This window comes from Streptomyces sp. NPDC055962 (assembly GCF_042270185.1).
Lineage (GTDB): Bacteria > Actinomycetota > Actinomycetes > Streptomycetales > Streptomycetaceae > Streptomyces.
This window is the reverse complement of the sequence record NZ_JBHJYN010000002.1, coordinates 879727-897811: the sequence shown is the minus strand read 5'-3', so window position 1 is coordinate 897811 and position 18085 is coordinate 879727. Positions and strand designations below refer to the sequence as shown.

The window sequence follows — 18085 nt, the reverse complement described above, 5'->3', positions numbered from 1 at the left end:
GACGTGGGACGGACCGGGTTCTAGGCGACGGAGAGGGTCAGCTGCCCCCGGAACAGGACACGGGTGCCGCCCTCGCTGATGGCCGTACGGCCGTGCAGGGTCCGCTGGTTGTCGATGATCAGCAGGTCCCCCGCCCGCCAGCGGTGCGTGTAGGCGTAGCGCTCCGCGCGCAGGAAGGCGTCGAGCTCGGTGAGGAACGCGTCGGACCGCGCCGGCGCCATGCCTTTGACCCGGACCTCCCAGGAGCGCTGCTCGACGTCCCGGGAGAAGGCGGTCGCGAGGTTCAGCGACTTCACCCGGCCGTGGTCGCGGGTGGTCGGGATGGTGTACCAGTCCTCGGGGACGGAGGGGAAGTAACCGCGCTCCGTCACGAGGTACTCGAGCTCGTGCTCGTCGAGGACCCGCCGCAGGTGCTCGGGCATCTCGTCCCACGCGGTCAGCTGGTCGCTGACATAGGTCTCGCCTGAGCCCGGGACGTCGGAGAACTCGGCGGCGTACAGGACGATCAGGTCGACGCGCTCCCCCACGAGCAGGCCGTCCGTGTGGACGGGCAGCGGTCCGCGGCCCGTCACCACCTTCCCCTTGTCGCGGGAGGCGTCGAGCTTGAGCAGGTCGGCCTGGCCCTCGCCGAACTTGTGGTCGACGCGGTCGCCGAGCGAGCGGACGAGGACCTTGAAGTCGGCCTCGTCCAGTTCGACCCCCCGGACCAGGGCGCAGCCGCTGTCCAGCGCGACGCGCCTGGCCCGCCGGGCCAGGTCCTGGACGGAGGTGGCCGGGTCCCAGGGGAGCAGTGCGCCCATGCCGGACGGGGTCAGCTGCCGGGGTGCGTCTTCATCGGACATGTCTGTTCCTTCGTGAGGTTCGGTGCGGGTGCGCGGGGAGGGCCCGGTCAGCCGGACGGGCGGGCGAGCCGGGCCGCGCGGGTGATCTCCGCTTCGAGGCGCTCCACCGTCGCCGGCTCGGCGAACAGCGGCTCCGTCTCCAGGTCCACGTCGAACCTGTCCTCCAGGGCGGACAGGATCTGGATCAGGGCGGCCGAGTTGACCCCGGCGCTGATCAGGTCGAGACCGGGGCGGTCCCTGAGGAACGGGAAGCCGTGCGCCGTCAGCTCCTCGTGGATCGCGGCGCGTACCTCGGACTCGGTCATTCGCTCTTCGCTCCTTCGATCGCGTCGGCGATCCGTCGGGTGTGGTGCTCACGGACCAGGTCGAAGTGCCCGCCGGCCAGCACCGTGGCCTCCTCGCGGCGGGCGAGCCGGGCCCAGGCGGCGGGGTCGGGTTCGGCGGGCCCGTGAGCGGCACGGAACTCGACCAGGGGGACGTCGGCGGGCGGCGGCGCCCAGGCGCGCAGCAGCGTCAGGTTCTGCCGGTAGACCTCGAACCTGGTGCCGAACTCGGTGTCCTCGGCCGCCTGCGCGGGGTCCACGCGTACGCCGCTCGTCTCCACCACGTCCCGCAGGAACCCTTCGAGTGCGGGTTCGTCCGCCTCGTCACCCCGGCCGTGCCCGGACCCCGAGGCGGGGGTGTCCAGCACCACGACACGCGCCACGGCCGCGCCGCAGACCCGGGCGGCCTCGAAGGCCAGCGCTCCCCCGAAGGACCATCCGGCGAGGACGAGGGGCACCCCGTCCGTGAGCGTCCGCGCGGGCAGCTCCCGCAGACAGCGCCGCGAGAGCGCGGCGAGCGAGCCGTGGCCCTCGTCGGAGCGGGGCAGGGGTGTGTCCAGGCCGACGACATGCACGTCGATGTCGCCCGCGAGCTCCCGGACCAGACCGGAGTAGCAGGACGCCCCGCCGCCCACCGGCGGGAACAGGACCAGCCGCAGCCGGGGCGCGGCGGCGGCCCGCGGCTGGTGCGTCCAGACGCCGGGCGTTCCCGTGGTGCGGGTCCCCCGGCAGAGCTCGGCCAGCCCCGCCACCGTGGGACGGGACATGAACGCCCCGAACGGTGCGGTGCGGCCGAACCTGCTGCGCAGCAGGGAGAGCAGCCGGATCGCGTCGTACGAGCTCCCGCCCGCCTCGAAGAAGGACTGCTCGCCCGGGGGCGTTCCGAGGACTTCCTGCCAGCAGCCGGCGATCTCCTGGGTGTACAGGTCCTGGGCGTGCGGCTGCCGCGTCGTCCGGGACCGCGCGGCGGCCGGACCGTCCACGGCGCGTCCGGGCACGGGCAGCGCCGCCAGCGCGCGGCGGTCCAGCTTGCCGTTGCCGTTCAGCGGGAGGGCGTCGAGCGGGACCAGCGCATCGGGCAGCATGTAGTGCGGCAGCGTGTCCCTGAGCACCCCGGACACATCCTCGCGCCAGCCGTCCGGCGCGCCGGCGGCGAGGGTGACGTAGGCGACGAGCTTCCTGCGGCGTCCCTCGCCCCGGACGCAGACGGCGCAGCGTACGACGCCGGGGGCGCTCTCCACGCGGTGCTCGATCTCCCCGAGCTCTACGCGGTGGCCGTTGAGCTTGACCTGGCCGTCGGTGCGCCCCAGGAATTCGACCACCCCGTCGGGGTGGCGGCGTCCGCGGTCCCCCGTGCGGTAGAGCGTGCCGTGCACGGGGTCGGGGAGGAACGCGGCGGCGGTCTTCTCCGGGTCGTTGGCGTAGCCGTCGGCGAGACCGGCGCCCGCGATGTGGATCTCGCCCACCTGCCAGGGCGGGCAGACGTTCCGTTCGGCGTCGAGGACGAGGATGTCCTGGCCCGGCAGGGCCCTGCCGTAGGGAATGGAGCGGCCCGTGCGGTCCGCCTCGGTCACCCGGTGGCTGATCGACCAGATCGCGCCCTCCGTCGCCCCGCCCAGGCTGACGATCTCCGCGCCCGGTGCGAGGCGTTCGAGGGCCCCCGGCAGAGCCGTCGGGATCCAGTCGCCGCTCAGCAGGAACGCCCGCACCGACGGCACGGCGTGGTCCTCCTCCGCCAGGAGCGACGCCAGCGCCGGGGCGGAGTTCCACAGGGTCACCCCGTGCCGGTTGATGAGCTCGGCCCACTGTGCGGGGTTCCTGGCGCTCTCCGGCGAGAGCATCACGACCGAGCCGCCGCGCAGCAGCGGGCCGAAGATGTCGTACACGGAGAGGTCGAAACCGATCGAGGACACGGACAGCACCCGGTCGGCCCGTGTGACACCGAGCTCCTCGTCGACCGCGTCGACCGTGTTGAGGACCGCCGCGTGCGAGAGGACGACGCCCTTGGGCTCACCGGTCGAGCCCGAGGTGAAGATGACGTAGGCGGTCGGGCAGGAGGCCGGGTGCGGCGTGTCCGCGCGGGGCCCGCCGGGGCCGGCCGGGAGCGGCAGCGGCCGCACGCCGCGTCGGGTCCAGCGCTCGTCGCCGGCCGGGGCGCCGTCGGTGACCGCGAAGCGGACGTCGCCGCGGCGCGCGATGCTGTCGAGGCGCCCCTGCGGGGTCTCGTGGTCCAGCGGTACGTAGACGCACCCGGCGATCAGGCTGCCCAGTACGGCGATCACCTGCCCGCGCCCCCTGGGGAGGTGGACGGCGACCCGGTCCCCGCTCCTGGCACCGGCCGCCCGCAGGGTGCCGGCGAACGCCCCGGCCAGGGCAGCCAGTCCGGCGTAGCTCAGGCTGCCGGCCGCGTCGTGCACGGCGGTCGCGTCGGGGTGCGCGGCGGCGGTGCTCAGGAAGCGGTCGTGCAGGGTCGCGGCCCCCGGGGCGGAGCGGGCCCTGCCGGCGGCGGGGCGGTCCTTCCCGGTGCCGGGCCGGGTCGGGCCGGCGGCCAGGGTGCGTGCCGGAGGAGCCGTCCAGGCGTCGGCCGAGCCGGCCAGAGTGGTCACGAGATCCGCGCACCGTGTCACGAAGTCCTCGGCGAAGCCGGGGTCGAAGGCGTCCGTCCGCCAGTCGAAACCCAGCCGGACGGTGCCGTCGGAGTCGGTGATCACCTGGTGGTCGATGAGCACCTGCGGCACCCGCAGCTGGACCTCGTCCCAGCGACGGCGCAGTCCCACGGCGCTCTCGCCCGCGCCGTCGGATTCGAGTGCCGTGAACGCGAAGGGGTGGGTGAGCCGGCTCAGATCGGCGTCGGGGCCGGCGAGGCGTGCGATCTGCGCGCCGCCCAGCGACCCGTGCATCGACTGGGTCAGGAAGCCGCTCTGCACGGTCCTGGCGATCTCCGCGAAACTGCGGCCCGTGGTGGCCGGGATCTCCAGGGGCATGGTGGTGCCCAGGTTGCCCAGGGCGGCGGCGGCCGGCGCGGCGGTCCGCAGCGAGCGCAGCACCGTGACCGTGTGGGGGCAGCCGCCGCCGAGGCGGCCCAGGACGACGCCGTAGACCGCGAGATGGACCATCGCGGGGGTGAGCCCCAGGCTGCTCGCGTGCTCGCGCAGGCGCCGCGCCTCCGTCGCGTCGAGGGTGACCGTGCGGTGGGTCACCCGCGGTCCGGCCCGGCGCCACCCGGGCCGCAGCGGCAGCTCCGCGGGACCGGGAAGGGCTGCCGCCCGCTCGCGCCAGAACCGCTCGTCGCGTGCCGTGCGGTCCCGGCGCGTCCGCCGCTCCGCCGGCTCCCCGGCCACCGGGGTGCGTGGGCGGGCGCCTTCCCCGGCGGCCAGTCCGGTGAGGAACACGGCGAGCGACGCCGCGTCCATCAGCCACAGCGAGTAGACGAGGTGCAGCCGGGCACGGTCCTCGGTGCGCACCACCGTGACCTCGAACTGCGGCCAGTCGCCGAAGGCGAACCCGTCCGCCGTGCATGCCTCCCGGACCCTGCGGTTCGCCCCGTCGAAGCCGGTGTCGTCGGTCCAGCGGACGTCCACGTCGATGTGACGGGCCGCGTCCGGGGGCAGGGTCCGCACCACGAGGCCGGCGGACACGCCGGTGCGGAGGATGTCGCTGTCGCGCACCAGGGCGCGCAGCCGGGCGCCCACCTCGGCGGCGCGGTCCGTGCTCAGGTCGCAGCTGAGGTAGTAGCGTGCGGGCCCGCTCAGTTCGAGTCCGTCCTGGCCGCCCACCAGATAGGCGCGCTGGATCGGGCTCAGCGCCGGCTGCGCGGCCCCCTCGGGGACCGGCTGCGTCAGGGTGTCGCGCATCTCAGTAGACGATCTCTCTCACCTGGTCGCGGCTCAGGAAGCCGCTGGGACTGAAGCTCGGGCCGTAGGCGCCGACGCCCTCGAAGAGGAGCAGGTCGCCGATCTCCACCTCGGGCAGCCGGACGTCCTCGGCCAGCACGTCGAGCTGGGAGCACAGCGGACCGGTGACCCAGGCCGGGGCGACCGCCGCGCCGGGCCGCGCGCCCACCACCCGTACGCGTGGTTCGCCCCGGTCGCCTCCGGCGATCAGCCGGCTCGCGATGAACACGTGGTTGATCCCGGCGTCGACGAGGACGTAACGGCGGTCCCCGACGGTCTTGGTGTCGAGCACCGTGGTCAGCAGGCTTCCCGCGGGGCCGACGAGGGACCGCCCGTACTCGCAGACGAGGGGCAGCCGGTCCTCGGCGTCGGCTCCGGCGAGTCCCGCCCAGTCCACCTCCGGGTCCGCGTCGCACCACGGCATGGCGATGCCGCCGCCCACGGACACGAAGTCCACCGTCAGCCCGAACCGGTCCACGCACGCCAGTGCCTGCTCCGTCATGCTCGCGCGTGCGGCCGTGATGACGTCGGCGTCCGCGTGCTGCGACCCCCAGAACAGCTGGAGCCCCGTGACGGACAGCGTGGAGGCGCGCAGGACGTCCACGACCTCGGCGAGGTCCTCCGGCGCCACACCGAACTGGTTGGGCGACGGTTCGGCCCCGACGACGCGCCCCGGGTAGAGCGTGTTCAGCCTGATGACGGCCCGTCCCGGGACGCCGAGTCCGGCCGCGGCCCCGGCGAACAGGCGGGCCTGGTTCGGTGACTCGACGGTCACCGCGACGCCCGCGGCGAGCGCGGCCTCGGCCTCCTCACCGGACTTCGCGGGCCCCGTGAACAGCACGTCGCGCGGCGGCACTCCGGTGTTCAGGGCGGTCTCCAGCTCAGCGAGCGAGCAGACGTCGAAGCCGTCCACCAGCGCGGCCAGGGCCTGCACGACCCCCGGATGCGGGTTGGCCTTCAGCGAGTAGTACAGACCGGCTCCCGGCGGCGAGGCCGCGCGGACCCGCCCGACGGCAGCACGCAGCGCCTCGCGGCTGTAGACGTACGCCGGTGTCCCGCCGGCCCGCCGGGCGAGCAGCCGTGCCTCCCTGTCGGCCGGCCTGGCCATGTCCTCACGCACCCGTGGTCCTCTCCGCCGCGCACAGCGCGGCGACGACGTCCGCGTGCACCCGGTCGATCACATCGGGCCGGTCCACGGCGATCTCCTGCCGGTAGTAGTAGGTCAGCACCATCTCGGCGGCCGACATCTGGAGTTCGCCCTGCAACTGGTAGCGCAGCTCCCGGCCGAGCGGGCGCGGGCGCCAGTCCCCCAGGTCGCGGACGCGCAGGCCGCGCTCTCGTGGGTGCTGGTTGAAGAGCACCGTCGAGAACGGGAAGCACTCGGCGTCGGCGAGACCGGCGTCGGCGGCCCGCTGGTCGAACTCCCAGGCGCCGGCGGCCGCCCCGGCATCCAGCTGGCGCGCGAACTCGCGTGCGCGCTCGTCCAGTTCGTCCGGGCCCTGGGCGCGTACGACGAGCTGGCTGGTGAACATGCCCGCGGCGCCGGAGCGGACGCCGTGCCGCACCTGGACGGGTACGACCACGGTGAGCGGGCCGAGGCCGAAGGTCCGCGCGACGGCCGCCTCGTAGGCGGCGAGCACCACGGCGAAGACCGAGACGCCGCTCCTCGCGGCGATCCGGTGGGCGGCGCGGCTGCCGGTGAGCCCGAACGGACGGGAGACCAGCATCCCGGCGCGTCCGTCCGCGCCCCGCGTCGCCGGAAGTTCGACCTGTGCGGCGCCCTTGAGCAGGTCGTTCCAGTAGCCGGCCTCCGGTGCGTACGGCCGCGTGACCCGCTCGGTCGCCCGGCAGTAGTCGCGGTAGCTCCGGGGGTCCGGCGCGTCGCCCGGCGGCTCCCCGCGAAGGAGCGAGCGGAGTTCACCGACGAGCAGGTCCAGGCTCAGCCCGTCGACGAAGAGGTGGTGCACGACGACCAGTACGGAGGTGATGCCGGGGCCCTGGACGACGACGAGGCGCAGGACCGGCGGGGCGGTGGGGTCGAGGAGTTCCGACACCGCCCGGACCCGTGCCTGCTGGACCCGCTCCCGGTGGTCCGCGGCACTGCCGCCGTCCGGCGGTGCGTCCCGGTGCAGGGTGACCGGGCAGCCCAGGGCGGCGGCAGGGGTGTGCGTCTGCCGTGTCCCGTCCGGGGTGAGAGCGAGACGCAGCACGTCGTGCCGGGCGAGGAGCACCTCGGCGGCGGCCCGTACCTCGGCCGGTGTGACGATCCGGTCGAACAGCGTCTCCCGGGAGATGTTGCACCAGTTGGCGTTGCCGTGCGCCATGCACAGGGCCTGGTACGCCCACTGCCGGGTGGACAGCGGATGGGTGCCGGTGTCCTCGGAGTGGGAGCCGGTGTCCGGGCCGGGGGGCTGGGCGGTGAGGGGGGCCGCACCGCGCGTCCGCTCGATCGTCCGGGCCAGCGAGGCGAGGTCGCGGTGGCGGAAGCAGTCCTGCACCGAGAGGCGTACCCCGAAGCGCCGTTCCGCCTCCAGGGCGAACTCCATCAGGTCAAGCGAGGTGAGACCGGCGTCGACGAAGGCGGTCGTCGCGGGCAGGCCGTCGTCGAGGCGGAGCAGGGAGCGGAGTGTCCCGGTGACGTCGGCCTCCTGCCCGGGCGCGGTCTCCCCGGGGTGCGTCCCCTGTCCGGCCGGGGCGCCTCCGGGGCCCGCGTCCCCCGCGGGGTCCGTGCCGGCCGGCGACGCGGCCAGCGCCACCCGGTCGACCTTCCCGCTGCGCAGGAGCGGCAGTTCGGCCCGCGGGTGGACGCCGGGGCGCGGCAGGCCGAGCCGCCGGGCGATCTCGCGCACGGCCGCGGCCGGTGAGGGCGCCCGCCCCTCGGCCGGTGCGTCGACCGAGACGTACGCCTGCGGCCCGTCCCGGTCGACGACCACGCACTGGCGTACGCCGGGCAGTGCCTCCACCTCGTCGACGAACCGGTGGTAGGAGACCCGCCGGCCGGACACCTTCAGGTCGTTGCCGACCCTGCCCGCGATCATCAACTCGCCCTGAGGGGTGAAGAATCCGCTGTCACCGGTCCGCAGTACCGCTCCCAGGGGCCGTACCGGGAACGTTCCGGGCTCCGGGCCGTCGCCCTCGCCGAGGACACCGAGGGCCGGGGCCGGGGAGGTGATGAGCACCTCCCCGCACCCGTCGGCGTCCGGCTCCTCGACCTCCACCGATATCCCCGGCCGGGGCCGCCCGACCGGCACGCCGTGCGCGGAGCTGCCGGTGGCGGCACCGGCGTCGCGGCGGAACAGCTGGGACAGGGTCCCCTCGGTCGTCCCGTACAGGTTCACCCACTCGGCCCGCGGTGCCAGTCCGGCCCACCGGGCGACGACCCGGGGCGGCAGCACCTCGCCCGCGAAGAACCCGAGCCGCAGGTCGTCGAGGCGGAGGGACTCGGCGCGCAGGACGTCGGCGATCCGCCGCGCGAGCGAGGGGACGAGGAAGACGGTCGTGGCCCTGCTCGACACCAGGTGCCGGGCGAGCTCCTTCAGGTCCAGCTGGGCGTCGGGCGCGGGCAGGCACAGCTTGCCGCCGACCGCGAGCACGGCGAGGAGTTCGCGCAGGGACGGGTCGAAGTTGACCCGGGTGACGGCGGCGCAGACGTCCGCACCGTCGAGCGCGAACTCCTCCGTGAACCAGGAGAGGAAGGTGTGCAGCCCGGTGCGGCTGCCGACGATCGCCTTGGGCGAACCCGTCGACCCGGACGTGGGGATGAGGTAGCCGGCGTCGGCGCTCGCGTGGCGCCGCACCGTGCGCGGCCCGCCCCGTACGGGGGTGTCCAGGACGACGCGTCCGGTGGCCGCAGCCAGCACGAACTCGTCGGCCGGCAGCGCCCCCCGGTAGTGCCCGGCCGTGGAGACGTCACTGCTGATGACGGCCGACGGCTGCGCCGTGCGCTCGGTCCACTCGTACTGGCCGGGCGTCAGACCGGCGTCGACCGGCACGGGGACCGCGCCGCACCGCAGGGTGGCGAGGAGCCCGACGACGTAGGCCGGGCTCAGCGGGCCGAGGACGAGCACATGGGTGTGTGGCGCGCCGCGCTCCACGAGGAGGCCCGTCAGCTCGTCGACGGCCGAGGCGAGTTCGGCGTACGTCAGCCGGTGACCGCACCATTCGACGGCGGTGCGGTCGCTCGGTACGAGGGGCACGAACGGCCCCGGCCGGGCGTGTTCCGTCATGAGACCGGGCACCCGCCACCGGTGGTCGGGGGCTCCAGGACCAGCCGTGCCAGCTCCCGCACGGCGCTGTCGGCGTCGGCGCGCAGCGCCTCGGCCAGGGTGTCCGTGCCGCCCTTGCGCTGGTTGAGCCGGAAGCACGACGTGAGCCGCAGGCCGCGCAGCCGGAAGCCGGTGATGCCCTTCAGATACCCCTCACTGAGGTTCGCCGGAATCTCGTCCAGGGTCCAGGGCGGGCCCTCGACCGCGCTTCTCTGGAGCCGGTCGATCATCACCTCCACGTCGGCACGGGTCCGCCCGGGGTCGCTGGGCTCCAGCCGGCCCCGGATCTCCACCGCGCAGTACAGCCACGTCGGGATCCGGCTGCGGGTGCCGAACCACTCGGCGGGCACGTAGGTGTCCGGCCCGAGCACAGTGATCGTGGCGGGGGCGCCGGTGGCGAAGACCTCGGACATGTCGTTGGCCCTGGCCACGTGCCCGGCGACGAACAGTTCCCCGTCGTCGGTGGAGCGCAGGTCGACGGGGAGCGGCGAGGTGAGGATCTCGCCGGCGTGGTGCGTGGCCAGGACGCCGAAGGACTTGGCCCGGACGAAGGCGGTCATGGCGGGCAGCGGAAGGCTGAACTGTTCGCGGGTGTACATCAGTCGCGGTCCCTCACGTCAGGGGCCAGGCTCTCCAGGCCGATGCCCTCCCGGGCGCCGCGCTGCGGCGGGTGGAAGGCGATCGCGTTGAGCGCGCCGGCGAGCAGGGCGTGGAAGCAGGTGCGGGCGAAGGCGCCGCCTCCGGCCGCGCGGAGCAGCTGACCGCCGTGTCCGGCCAGCCGGTCCTCCACGAGATCCCGTGCGCGCGTCGCGGCGTCGAGCTGCTCGGCGGCGTCCGCTCCCGCGTCGACCGCGTGTGCCGCCTCGACGAGCCCGGCTTCGAGGCCGCGTATCCCCTCGGCCGCCTCGTTCCAGGCGCGGGAGCCGGCCCGCCGTTCCTCGGGGGTGGCCTCGGCCAGGCAGCAGGCGACGCCCAGGTAGGAGGCGCTGATCAGCAGCTGGAACCAGGTGTAGCAGTCGGTGGCGAAGCGGCGGCCGGCCTCGCCGAGCAGCGGGAACACCCGCTCCGGCGCGACCCGGACCGCGTCCAGCCGCACGGCGTGGCTCTCCGCCGCCCGGAAGGCCGGGCTCTGCCAGAACGGCTCGCGCTCCAGCCCCTGCGCGCCGGCGTCGACGAAGGCCTGCGCGTACCCCTCGGGCGTTCCGTCGGGCGCGCGCAGCTCGACCATCAGGGACATCGTGTCCATGCTGGTCGAGAGCGAGCAGGGCCGCTTCAGACCCGTGACGCGATATCCGTCGGGGCCGCGCACGGCATGGCTGCCGAGGCTCCGCAGGTCGCGTCCGGGCATCGACTCGGCGCCGCCCGAGGCGACGAGCCGGGCTCCCCCTGCGAGCTCGGCGAGGATGGCGGCGGCCCGCTCGTCGCCGGTGGCGGCCACCCGGCCCAGCGCGGCGATCTTGTAGTGGTGCATGGTCGTGGCGACGGCCGCGGACGGCGCGAGCGCGCCGAGGGCGACCTGGAAGCGCACCGCCTCCACCGCCGACGCCCCGCGGCCGCCGCAGGCCGCCGGGATGAGCATGGTGGTGGCGCGGGACCGCTTGAGCGCCGCGTACACGGGGCCCGAGTCCTGTTCGTACTCCACCGCCGGCCTGGTCGCCAGCGCGGCGTGCAGCCCGTCCGCCATCGCGTCGAGCCGCTCCGCGGCGTCGGGGACGACCCCGGGCCCGCCTTCCGGCACCCGTGTCTCCTCCCGTACACCGTCCGGTGCGGCCTGTGTGGCGCCGTCGATCACGTGGCATCCCTCTCTTCGGTGTCCAGGAGCTCCCGCACCGCGGCGTAGTCCGTCTTGCCGAGCGGCGTCCGCGGCAGCGCCGCGGCGAACGCGTATCTCTGGGGCAGTTGGCCGGAGCGCAGACGCTCACCGAGTCGCCGGCGCGTCGCATCCAGGTCGAACTCCGGTCCGGTGACGAGCAGCGCGGCGACGCGTTCGGTGGTCCGGGGGTCGGGGACACCGGCCACCGCGCACTCGCGGATTCCCGGGCAGGCGCGCAGGGCGTCCTCGACCTCCAGCGGACCGACCTTCTCCCCGGCGACGTTGACGAAGGCGGAGTGCCGGCCGAGGACGTACCAGCCGTCCGGCTCCACCCGGACGAGGTCGCGGGTGCGCAGCCATCCGTCCTCGAACATCTCCGCCGTGGCCTCCGCGTCGCGGTAGTAGCCCCGGGCGAGCGCGGGGCCGCGTACGGAGAGCTCGTAGGCGGTGCCGGCGGCCGCCTCGGGTGTGCGCACCGGGTCGAGGCGGTACTCCACCCCGGCGACGGGCGTGCCGATGGAGCCGTTGCCGGTGTAGTCCCGGTCGAAGCAGATGACGGCGATCTCCGAGAGGCCGTACACCTGGCGCAGGGGCAGCCCGTAGCGGATCAGGAAGCTCTCCTGGGTGTGCGTGGGCAGTGGTGCGCTGCCGGAGACGGCGAGCCGCAGCGAGCCCAGTGCCGTGGCGGGTACGCCGCGCGCCTCGGTGAGCATCCGGTACATGACGGGCAGTCCGCTCATGACCGTGACCGCGTGGCGCTCGACGCACCGGGCCAGGCCCCGGCCGGTCAGCCGGGCGCCGTGCGCGAACACGACGGCGGCACCGGTCAGAAGGGCCGGGAGGGTCAGGACGTCGATGCCGTGGCAGTGCCACAGCGGCAGGGCGCACAGCACCACGTCGGCCGGGACCAGTTCCGTCTCGCCGGCCCACAGCAGGACCCTGGCCAGGACCGCTTCCTGGCTCATCACGATGCCCTTGGGCCGGCCGGTCGACCCCGACGTGCAGTGGACCACGAAGTCGTCGGGGGCGTAGCCGTGCGCGCCGGTCCGCCGCGCGCCCGCCGGTTCCAGCGCGAAGGCGCCGGGGCCGGGGGCGTCCACGGCCAGCAGGTCCAGGTCGAACTTCTCGGTGTCGCGGGCCCGTTCGCCGGCGGGGAGCCGTCCGTCGAGGAGGACCGCCACCGTGTCCAGCTTCGCGGCGGCCAGATAGACGGTGACGAAGGTCAGCGGGTCCTCGGCCGCGAGGCCCAGGACCTCGCCGGGGGCGAGCCCCGCCGTGAGCCGCCCTGCCGCGTCGTCGACCGCGCGGAGCAGCATCGCGTACGTCGTCGCCGTCCCGTCGGGACCGATGACCGCCGTCGCACCGGGCCGGTCGAGAGCGACGGTGCGGAACGCGGCGTACACCGGGCCGCGGGCCTCCGTCGCGGCACGTCCGTACACCGTCCCTCCCTCCGCGGTACCCGCCGGGTCGTGCGGGCGGGGGCCGGCATCGTGCCGGGCCCCGCCCCGTACGTCGCGAGCCACCCGTCAGTGCCTTCCGGCGCGGGCGCGGCCCAGGCCGAGGGCGACCAGGAGCGCGGTGGCCAGGACGACCGCGGCGTCGATCGCCAGGACGGTGTGGACGCCCGACAGCCGGTCCGAGGTCGTCGTCGCCACGACGCCGAGCAGCGGGATGCCCACGGTGATGCCGACCTGCTGGGTGGAGGTCACCAGCCCGGTCGCGAGCCCCTGCTCCTCGTCGGGCACGCCGGAGGTGACCGTCAGCCCGTACGCGACGATCGCCCCGAGGTTGCACACGCAGGCCAGCGCGAGGCAGAAGGCCGCCGGCCACACACTCCAGCTCTCGGTCCCGACGACCAGCAGTCCGGCCACGGACAGGCCCTGCACCGCGAGGGACGCGACGAGAGTCCACCGGGCGCCCAGGAGGCCGACGACCTTGGGGACGAAGCCTCCCGAGACCGCTGCCGCCGTGCCCTGGAAGCCGAAGACCAGACCGGTCTGGAACGCCGAGAGCTCCAGCACCTCCTGGAAGTACAGGGTCATGGCGAAGACGACGGTGCTCATCATCGAGAAGGTGACCAGGCCGCCGAGGTTGCCCCAGGCCACCGTGCGGCGCTTCAGCATCGGCAGCGAGATCAGCGGTTCGGCCGTACGGGACTCGACCACGACGAACGCCGTCAGGAGCACCACACCGGCCACGAGCGCCACGATCACGTCGGTCCCGCCGAAGCCCCGGTCCGCCGCGGTCGACAGGGCGTAGATCAGGGCGAGCAGACCGCCGGTGACGGTGACCGCGCCCGGCACGTCCAGGCGGGGCCGCTCGGGCCGCCTCGACTCTGCGAGCAGGGCGGGGGCGAGCGGCAGGACGATCAGGGCGAACAGGGCGAGCAGCGCCATCGTCGAGCGCCAGCCGAGGGTGTCGGTCAGGACGCCGCCCAGCACCATCCCGGTGGTGAAGCCGAGCGAGAGCAGCGTGCCGCTGATGCCCAGCGCCCGGTCGCGCAGGGGACCTTCGGGGAAGGTGGTGGTCAGCAGCGACATGCCGGTCGGGACGATCGCCGCCGCGCCGACGCCCTGGAGCGCGCGTCCGGCGAGGAAGGAGGCGGGGTCCCAGGCGAAGGTGGCGAGCAGCGAGGCCGCGCCGAACAGGGCGAGTCCGGAGAGGAACAGCTTCCGGCGGCCGTACAGGTCGCCCATCCGCCCGAACAGCAGCAGGAACCCGCCGGAGGGCAGGGCGAAGGCGGTGACCGCCCACTGGAGCTCCGCCTGTCCGAGGCCGAGGTCCCTGCCGAGCTCAGGCAGCGCCACGTTCAGCACGGAGAAGTCGAGAGCGATCATGAACTGTGCGGCGCACAGCACGAAGAGGATCAGCCGGTCCCGGCGGGACAGCCGGGCGGGCGCCCCGGCGGCGGGCGCTTCGGGGACGGGCGCGGCGGACCGGGGCGAGCGGTCCTCACGCATGAGGTCGTCGTCGAGGTGCTGGGTCATGGTCTTCCTAGGGGACGGGGGCCGTGGCGGGCCGGGGACCCGGCAGGCACGGCGGACAGGGGCGGACGGGCGAGCTGTGACGGTGGCCGGGGCGAGCGGGACGCTCCGGGGTGCGGGTCAGTCGGGTGCGACGGGCCTCAGGGTGCGGAAGGCTCCGCCCTCGAACACCAGGGGTGGTGCGTCCCGGAGCGTCCCGCAGCGCTCCACCGCGCCGATCGCGATGACGTGGTCGCCCGCCTCGACGAACCGGACGAGGCTGCACATGAAGTAGCCGATGGCTCCGGCCAGCACGAAACCGCCGGCCGGCGGGGGGTCCGCAGGCCCGGCTCCGTCGGCGAACCCGCCCGCCCCCATGGGACGTTCGGGGTCGGCGAACCATCGCGCCACACCGGCCTGTTCGGCCGCCAGGACGTTGACGACGAACGCGCCGGACTCCTCGATGACGCCGCGGATGCGGGCGCCCTCCTTGACGGAGAAGGACGCGAGGGGCGGGGTGAGGGACAGCGTGGTGAAGGAACTCACCGTCATGCCGTGCACCGAAGCGCCCCGCCCGCTGGTCACCACCGTCACCCCGGCGGGCAGACAGCGGGCCGCGGCGCGCAGTTCGGCCGCGGTCACCGTGGCCGGTTCGACATCCGTGGTGCTCACAGGTCCCCTTCCGCCGGCAGCGGCGCCGCGCCGAGCAGGACGGCCGCGAGGTGCGAGACCCCCGCGCCGAAAAGGACGAGCGAGTCGTCGCCCGCCGCCCCGCTCGCGGCCTCCTTCTCCTGCGCCGTACGGTCCGCGAGGTTGATCAGCGGATCGCTGCCCAGGCAGTGGGCGATCCGGGCGACGTTGCCGAGCGACAGCCTGTCGCCCAGTCCCACCTCGGAGAGGTACAGCTTCAGGACGCTGCGGGCGAAGTTGCTGGGCAGCACGGAGCGCACGGTGCCCAGACCCGTTCCGGCCCGGTCCGCGAGACGGGCGAACAACGCACGGTGGGCGGTGATCCGGGACAGCAGCTGCTGCTGGGGCCCGCCGCCCAGGTTCAGTTCGGGTGCCGAGTGGTGGGCCATGCCGAGGACGGGGAGACCGGGCGCGGTGGCGGACACCAGGACCGATGCCGCGGCGTCGCTCGCGATCGCCGCGCCGCCGGCCACGATCCGCGCCCCGCCGGTCGCCCGGTCGGCGAGGTCGCCGGTGACCACCAGGACGTTGCGGGCCGTCCCGTCGCGCACGTAGGAGGCCGCCGTGCCCACCGCGACCATGGCCGTGGCGCAGTCCATGAGCCCCATCGTGACCACGGTCGCCCGGTCGATGCCCGTCCCGTCGAGGAGTTCGGCCACGTCCCGGTGGGCGGTGCGGTCGCGCGGCAGCGAGTCCGTCGCCAGGATCACCATGTCGATGTCGGATCCCGGCACCCGGGCCTCGGCGAGGGTGCGGCCCACGGCGAGGGCCATGAGCTCGGTGACGTCGGCGTCCGACCAGCGGTAGGTGTGGAACCCGGCCGCCGGTGCGGTGAGTTCGGCGGCCGCCGCGGGGTCGGCCAGCATCTCGGGCAGCTCCGCCACCGGATCGGCGCACTCGCCGAGCTCGTAGGCAGGGGCGCACAACCGTGCGGTGATCACTGGTCCGCCTCCTGTGCCGCGGTGTGCGCCAGCGCCGTGAACCGCTCGGCGAGGCGGCGCACGGTGGCCTCGTCGTAGAGGCCGGTGTCGAACTCCAGCCATCCGGCGACCCCGTCGGGGCCCGGGTAGACGGCGAGGGTCAGGTCGAACCGCGCGGTGCCCTTGTCCAGGTCGGTGGTGGTGACCTCGGCTCCCTGGATCCGCCGTTCGTCCGCCCCGAGGTTGTCGAAGACGAAGACGGCGTCGAGGAGGGGGTGGGTGCCGGCGACGCGCCGTCCGGCGTCGATCAGTTCCCCGGGGTACGAGGCGTGCTTCAGTCCGGCGCGGGTGGCGGTGCGCACCGCGCGGACCCGGTCCCGGTGGGATCCGCTGCCGCCGTCCCGCAGCCGTACCGGCAGGACGTTGAGCAGATAGCCCACGACCGTGTCGGTGCCCGGCCGGTTCCGGCCGGTGGTGAAGGTGCCGAGCAGGGTGTCCTCGGTGCCGCCGAACTCCGCGAACGCGGCCCAGGCGACGGCCAGCCAGCCCATGTAGGCGGTGGCCGCCTCCCTCTTCGCCGACGCCGCCACGGCGTCGGCGACCGATGCGGGCAGGGTGAACCCGACCCGCCCGCCGGTGCGGCCGGTCCCCCGGCCGCGGGGCCGGTCGGTCGGCAGCGGTGCCGGGGCGTCCGCGGTCTCGGCGGCCCAGTGGACCGCGCCGGCCCGGCCGTCGGGACCCCGCAGCCAGCCCGCCTGGTCGTGGACGAAGGTGCCGAACGGACGGGAGGGGGCGGCCGCACCGGTCTCCCGGGCCAGTTCGTCGAGCAGCAGCTCGAACGACCAGGCGTCGAAGACCAGGTTGTGCACGGCGACCAGCACCCAGGCCAGGTCCGGGGCCGGCCCCTCCGCCAGGGTCACCCTCAGCAGCGGCCCGGCGGCCAGGTCGAACGGCTCCGCCGCGAGACGCCGGGCCGCGGCATGGGCCTCGGCCTCGTCGGCGCAGCGGATCCGGTCGACGCGGGGCTCCGACTCCTGGTGGACGACGCGGCGCACCGTGCCGTCCCCGGAGGTCTCGAAGGTGGTGCGCAGCGCCTCGTGGGCCGTCACGAAGCCGCGCACCCGCTCGGCCAGGAGACCGAGGTCGACGGGCGCCCCGCTGAGCCGGACGGCCTGGCACACCACGTCGACCGGGCGGCCGTCCACCTGGTGGTGCACCTGCCACAGGCGCAGCTGGCCCGGTGTCAGCTCACCGGTGTCGGACCGCTGCCGGGGCAGCGCGGCACGGAGCCGGGCACGCTGCTCCGGGCCGAGGGCCGCGAGGCGGGTCGCGAGCGCGTCACTCATGCGTACCGCCTGCGCAGCTCGTCGAGGTGGCTGAGGCTCTGCACGACGAGGTCCTCGTCCACGCCGAAGTCGATGAGGCAGGCGATCTCGGTGACGCCCATCCCCTTGAACCGGTCGACGACGGTGCCGCAGGAGTCCGGGGTGCCGAGCAGCGCCCCCTTCTCGAAGTACTTCTCGAAGGCGAACTCGATCAGCTGGTCCTGGTCGCTCTGCGTCATGTCGCGGACGCCGGCGCCCGGCGCGAGGTTCTTCTTCTGCGAGTCGATGACGGTGAAGAAGGAGCGCAGGTAGTCGCTGAAGGGCTCCCGGACCGTCTCGCGGACCTCGTCGAGGTCGTCCCCGATGAACGTGTGGAGCATCAGCGTGACGGTGACGCCCTCCGGGTCGTGTCCGTACTCCTGGAGGGTCTTGAAGTACAGGGCGAGCTTCTCCTCCAGCTCCTCGTTGGTCATGTCGATGAGCGCGGTCAGCACGTTGCAGCCGAGCCGGCCCGCGGCCTCGAAGGTCTCCGGGCTCTTGGTGCAGGTGAGCCAGATCGGCAGCTCGGGCTGGACGGGCTGCGGATGCAGCTCCACCTCGACGTGGTTGCCCAGGCCGTCCTGGACGTAGACCGGCGCCCCCTCCCACAGTTCCCGCAGGGTGGTGACGGCGTCGAAGGTGCGGCGGCGCCGGTCCTCCCAGCCCGTCGGGTTGATGGCGAAGTCGACGGGGCTGAACCCCGTCGCCAGGGCGATCCCGGCACGTCCCCGCGAGAGGTTGTCCACCACGGACCACTCCTCGGCGACCCGGATCGGACTGTGCAGCGGGAGGATGACGCTGCCGGCCCGGATCTGGAGGCGCTGGGTGGCCATGGCCAGGCCGGCGCCGAGCACCGAGGGGTTCGGGTACAGGCCGCCGAACCGGTGGAAGTGCCGTTCCGGGGTCCAGATCGCGGTGAAGCCGTTCTCGTCGGCGTACTTGGCCGCGTCCAGGACGAACCGGTACTTGTTCTTCTCGTCGCCCGAGAAGAAGATCAGACTGAAGTCCACCG

General features: G+C 74.4%; 13 protein-coding genes. All 13 read right to left on the bottom strand.

From position 1 onward, the window contains the following. Positions 1–20: 20 nt before the first annotated feature. The gene (locus tag ACFC51_RS09260; protein WP_376373095.1) at positions 21–842 is read right to left on the bottom strand and encodes a TauD/TfdA dioxygenase family protein; all 822 of its coding nucleotides are present in this window, start codon (positions 840–842) and stop codon (positions 21–23) included. 47 nt (positions 843–889) lie between these two features. Further along, positions 890–1147 carry an acyl carrier protein gene (locus ACFC51_RS09255; protein WP_376373097.1) on the bottom strand — a complete coding sequence of 86 codons (258 nt, stop codon included), beginning with the start codon at positions 1145–1147 and terminating at the stop codon, positions 890–892. Continuing rightward, positions 1144–5019, bottom strand: a complete 3876-nt coding sequence (locus ACFC51_RS09250; protein WP_376414611.1) for an amino acid adenylation domain-containing protein — start codon at positions 5017–5019, stop codon at positions 1144–1146. The genes ACFC51_RS09255 and ACFC51_RS09250 overlap by 4 nt, the downstream gene beginning before the upstream one ends. 1 nt (position 5020) lies before the next feature. Further along, positions 5021–6178, bottom strand: coding sequence for an alanine racemase (locus ACFC51_RS09245; RefSeq protein ID WP_376367979.1), 1158 nt, complete (start codon positions 6176–6178; stop codon positions 5021–5023). Beyond that, a complete protein-coding gene (locus tag ACFC51_RS09240) occupies positions 6171–9284 on the bottom strand; it encodes an AMP-binding protein (RefSeq protein ID WP_376527792.1) in 3114 nt (1037 codons plus the stop codon). The genes ACFC51_RS09245 and ACFC51_RS09240 overlap by 8 nt, the downstream gene beginning before the upstream one ends. After that, positions 9281–9922, bottom strand: coding sequence for an FMN-binding negative transcriptional regulator (locus tag ACFC51_RS09235; RefSeq protein WP_376367983.1), 642 nt, complete (start codon positions 9920–9922; stop codon positions 9281–9283). The genes ACFC51_RS09240 and ACFC51_RS09235 overlap by 4 nt, the downstream gene beginning before the upstream one ends. Continuing rightward, positions 9922–11115 (bottom strand): hypothetical protein, encoded by a 1194-nt coding sequence (locus ACFC51_RS09230; RefSeq protein WP_376527789.1) that lies wholly within the window; start codon positions 11113–11115, stop codon positions 9922–9924. The genes ACFC51_RS09235 and ACFC51_RS09230 overlap by 1 nt, the downstream gene beginning before the upstream one ends. Next, positions 11112–12575 carry a class I adenylate-forming enzyme family protein gene (locus tag ACFC51_RS09225; protein WP_376527786.1) on the bottom strand — a complete coding sequence of 488 codons (1464 nt, stop codon included), beginning with the start codon at positions 12573–12575 and terminating at the stop codon, positions 11112–11114. Before ACFC51_RS09225 ends, ACFC51_RS09230 begins: the two co-directional genes overlap by 4 nt. Positions 12576–12662: 87 nt before the next feature. Further along, a complete protein-coding gene (locus tag ACFC51_RS09220) occupies positions 12663–14123 on the bottom strand; it encodes an MFS transporter (RefSeq protein WP_376367989.1) in 1461 nt (486 codons plus the stop codon). Positions 14124–14240: 117 nt separating this feature from the next. Then, entirely contained in the window at positions 14241–14771 is a 531-nt protein-coding gene (locus ACFC51_RS09215; RefSeq protein ID WP_376367991.1) for a flavin reductase family protein, read from the bottom strand. After that, positions 14768–15730 (bottom strand): acyl carrier protein, encoded by a 963-nt coding sequence (locus ACFC51_RS09210; protein WP_376367993.1) that lies wholly within the window; start codon positions 15728–15730, stop codon positions 14768–14770. Before ACFC51_RS09210 ends, ACFC51_RS09215 begins: the two co-directional genes overlap by 4 nt. Next, on the bottom strand, positions 15727–17055 hold the full coding sequence (locus tag ACFC51_RS09205; RefSeq protein WP_376527783.1) for a condensation domain-containing protein: 1329 nt from the start codon (positions 17053–17055) through the stop codon (positions 15727–15729). Before ACFC51_RS09205 ends, ACFC51_RS09210 begins: the two co-directional genes overlap by 4 nt. Beyond that, complete coding sequence (locus tag ACFC51_RS09200) at positions 17052–18083, bottom strand: MupA/Atu3671 family FMN-dependent luciferase-like monooxygenase (protein WP_376367997.1); 1032 nt, start codon at positions 18081–18083, stop codon at positions 17052–17054. Before ACFC51_RS09200 ends, ACFC51_RS09205 begins: the two co-directional genes overlap by 4 nt. Between the last annotated feature and the right edge of the window lie 2 nt (positions 18084–18085).

What these genes read in the sequence shown, in the direction of transcription:
- ACFC51_RS09260 (WP_376373095.1), bottom strand. Translation starts at nt 842, where the DNA reads ATGTCCGATGAAGACGCACCCCGGCAGCTGACCCCGTCCGGCATGGGC.
- ACFC51_RS09255 (WP_376373097.1), bottom strand. Translation starts at nt 1,147, where the DNA reads ATGACCGAGTCCGAGGTACGCGCCGCGATCCACGAGGAGCTGACGGCG.
- ACFC51_RS09250 (WP_376414611.1), bottom strand. Translation starts at nt 5,019, where the DNA reads ATGCGCGACACCCTGACGCAGCCGGTCCCCGAGGGGGCCGCGCAGCCG.
- ACFC51_RS09240 (WP_376527792.1), bottom strand. Translation starts at nt 9,284, where the DNA reads ATGACGGAACACGCCCGGCCGGGGCCGTTCGTGCCCCTCGTACCGAGC.
- ACFC51_RS09235 (WP_376367983.1), bottom strand. Translation starts at nt 9,922, where the DNA reads ATGTACACCCGCGAACAGTTCAGCCTTCCGCTGCCCGCCATGACCGCC.
- ACFC51_RS09220 (WP_376367989.1), bottom strand. Translation starts at nt 14,123, where the DNA reads ATGACCCAGCACCTCGACGACGACCTCATGCGTGAGGACCGCTCGCCC.
- ACFC51_RS09205 (WP_376527783.1), bottom strand. Translation starts at nt 17,055, where the DNA reads ATGAGTGACGCGCTCGCGACCCGCCTCGCGGCCCTCGGCCCGGAGCAG.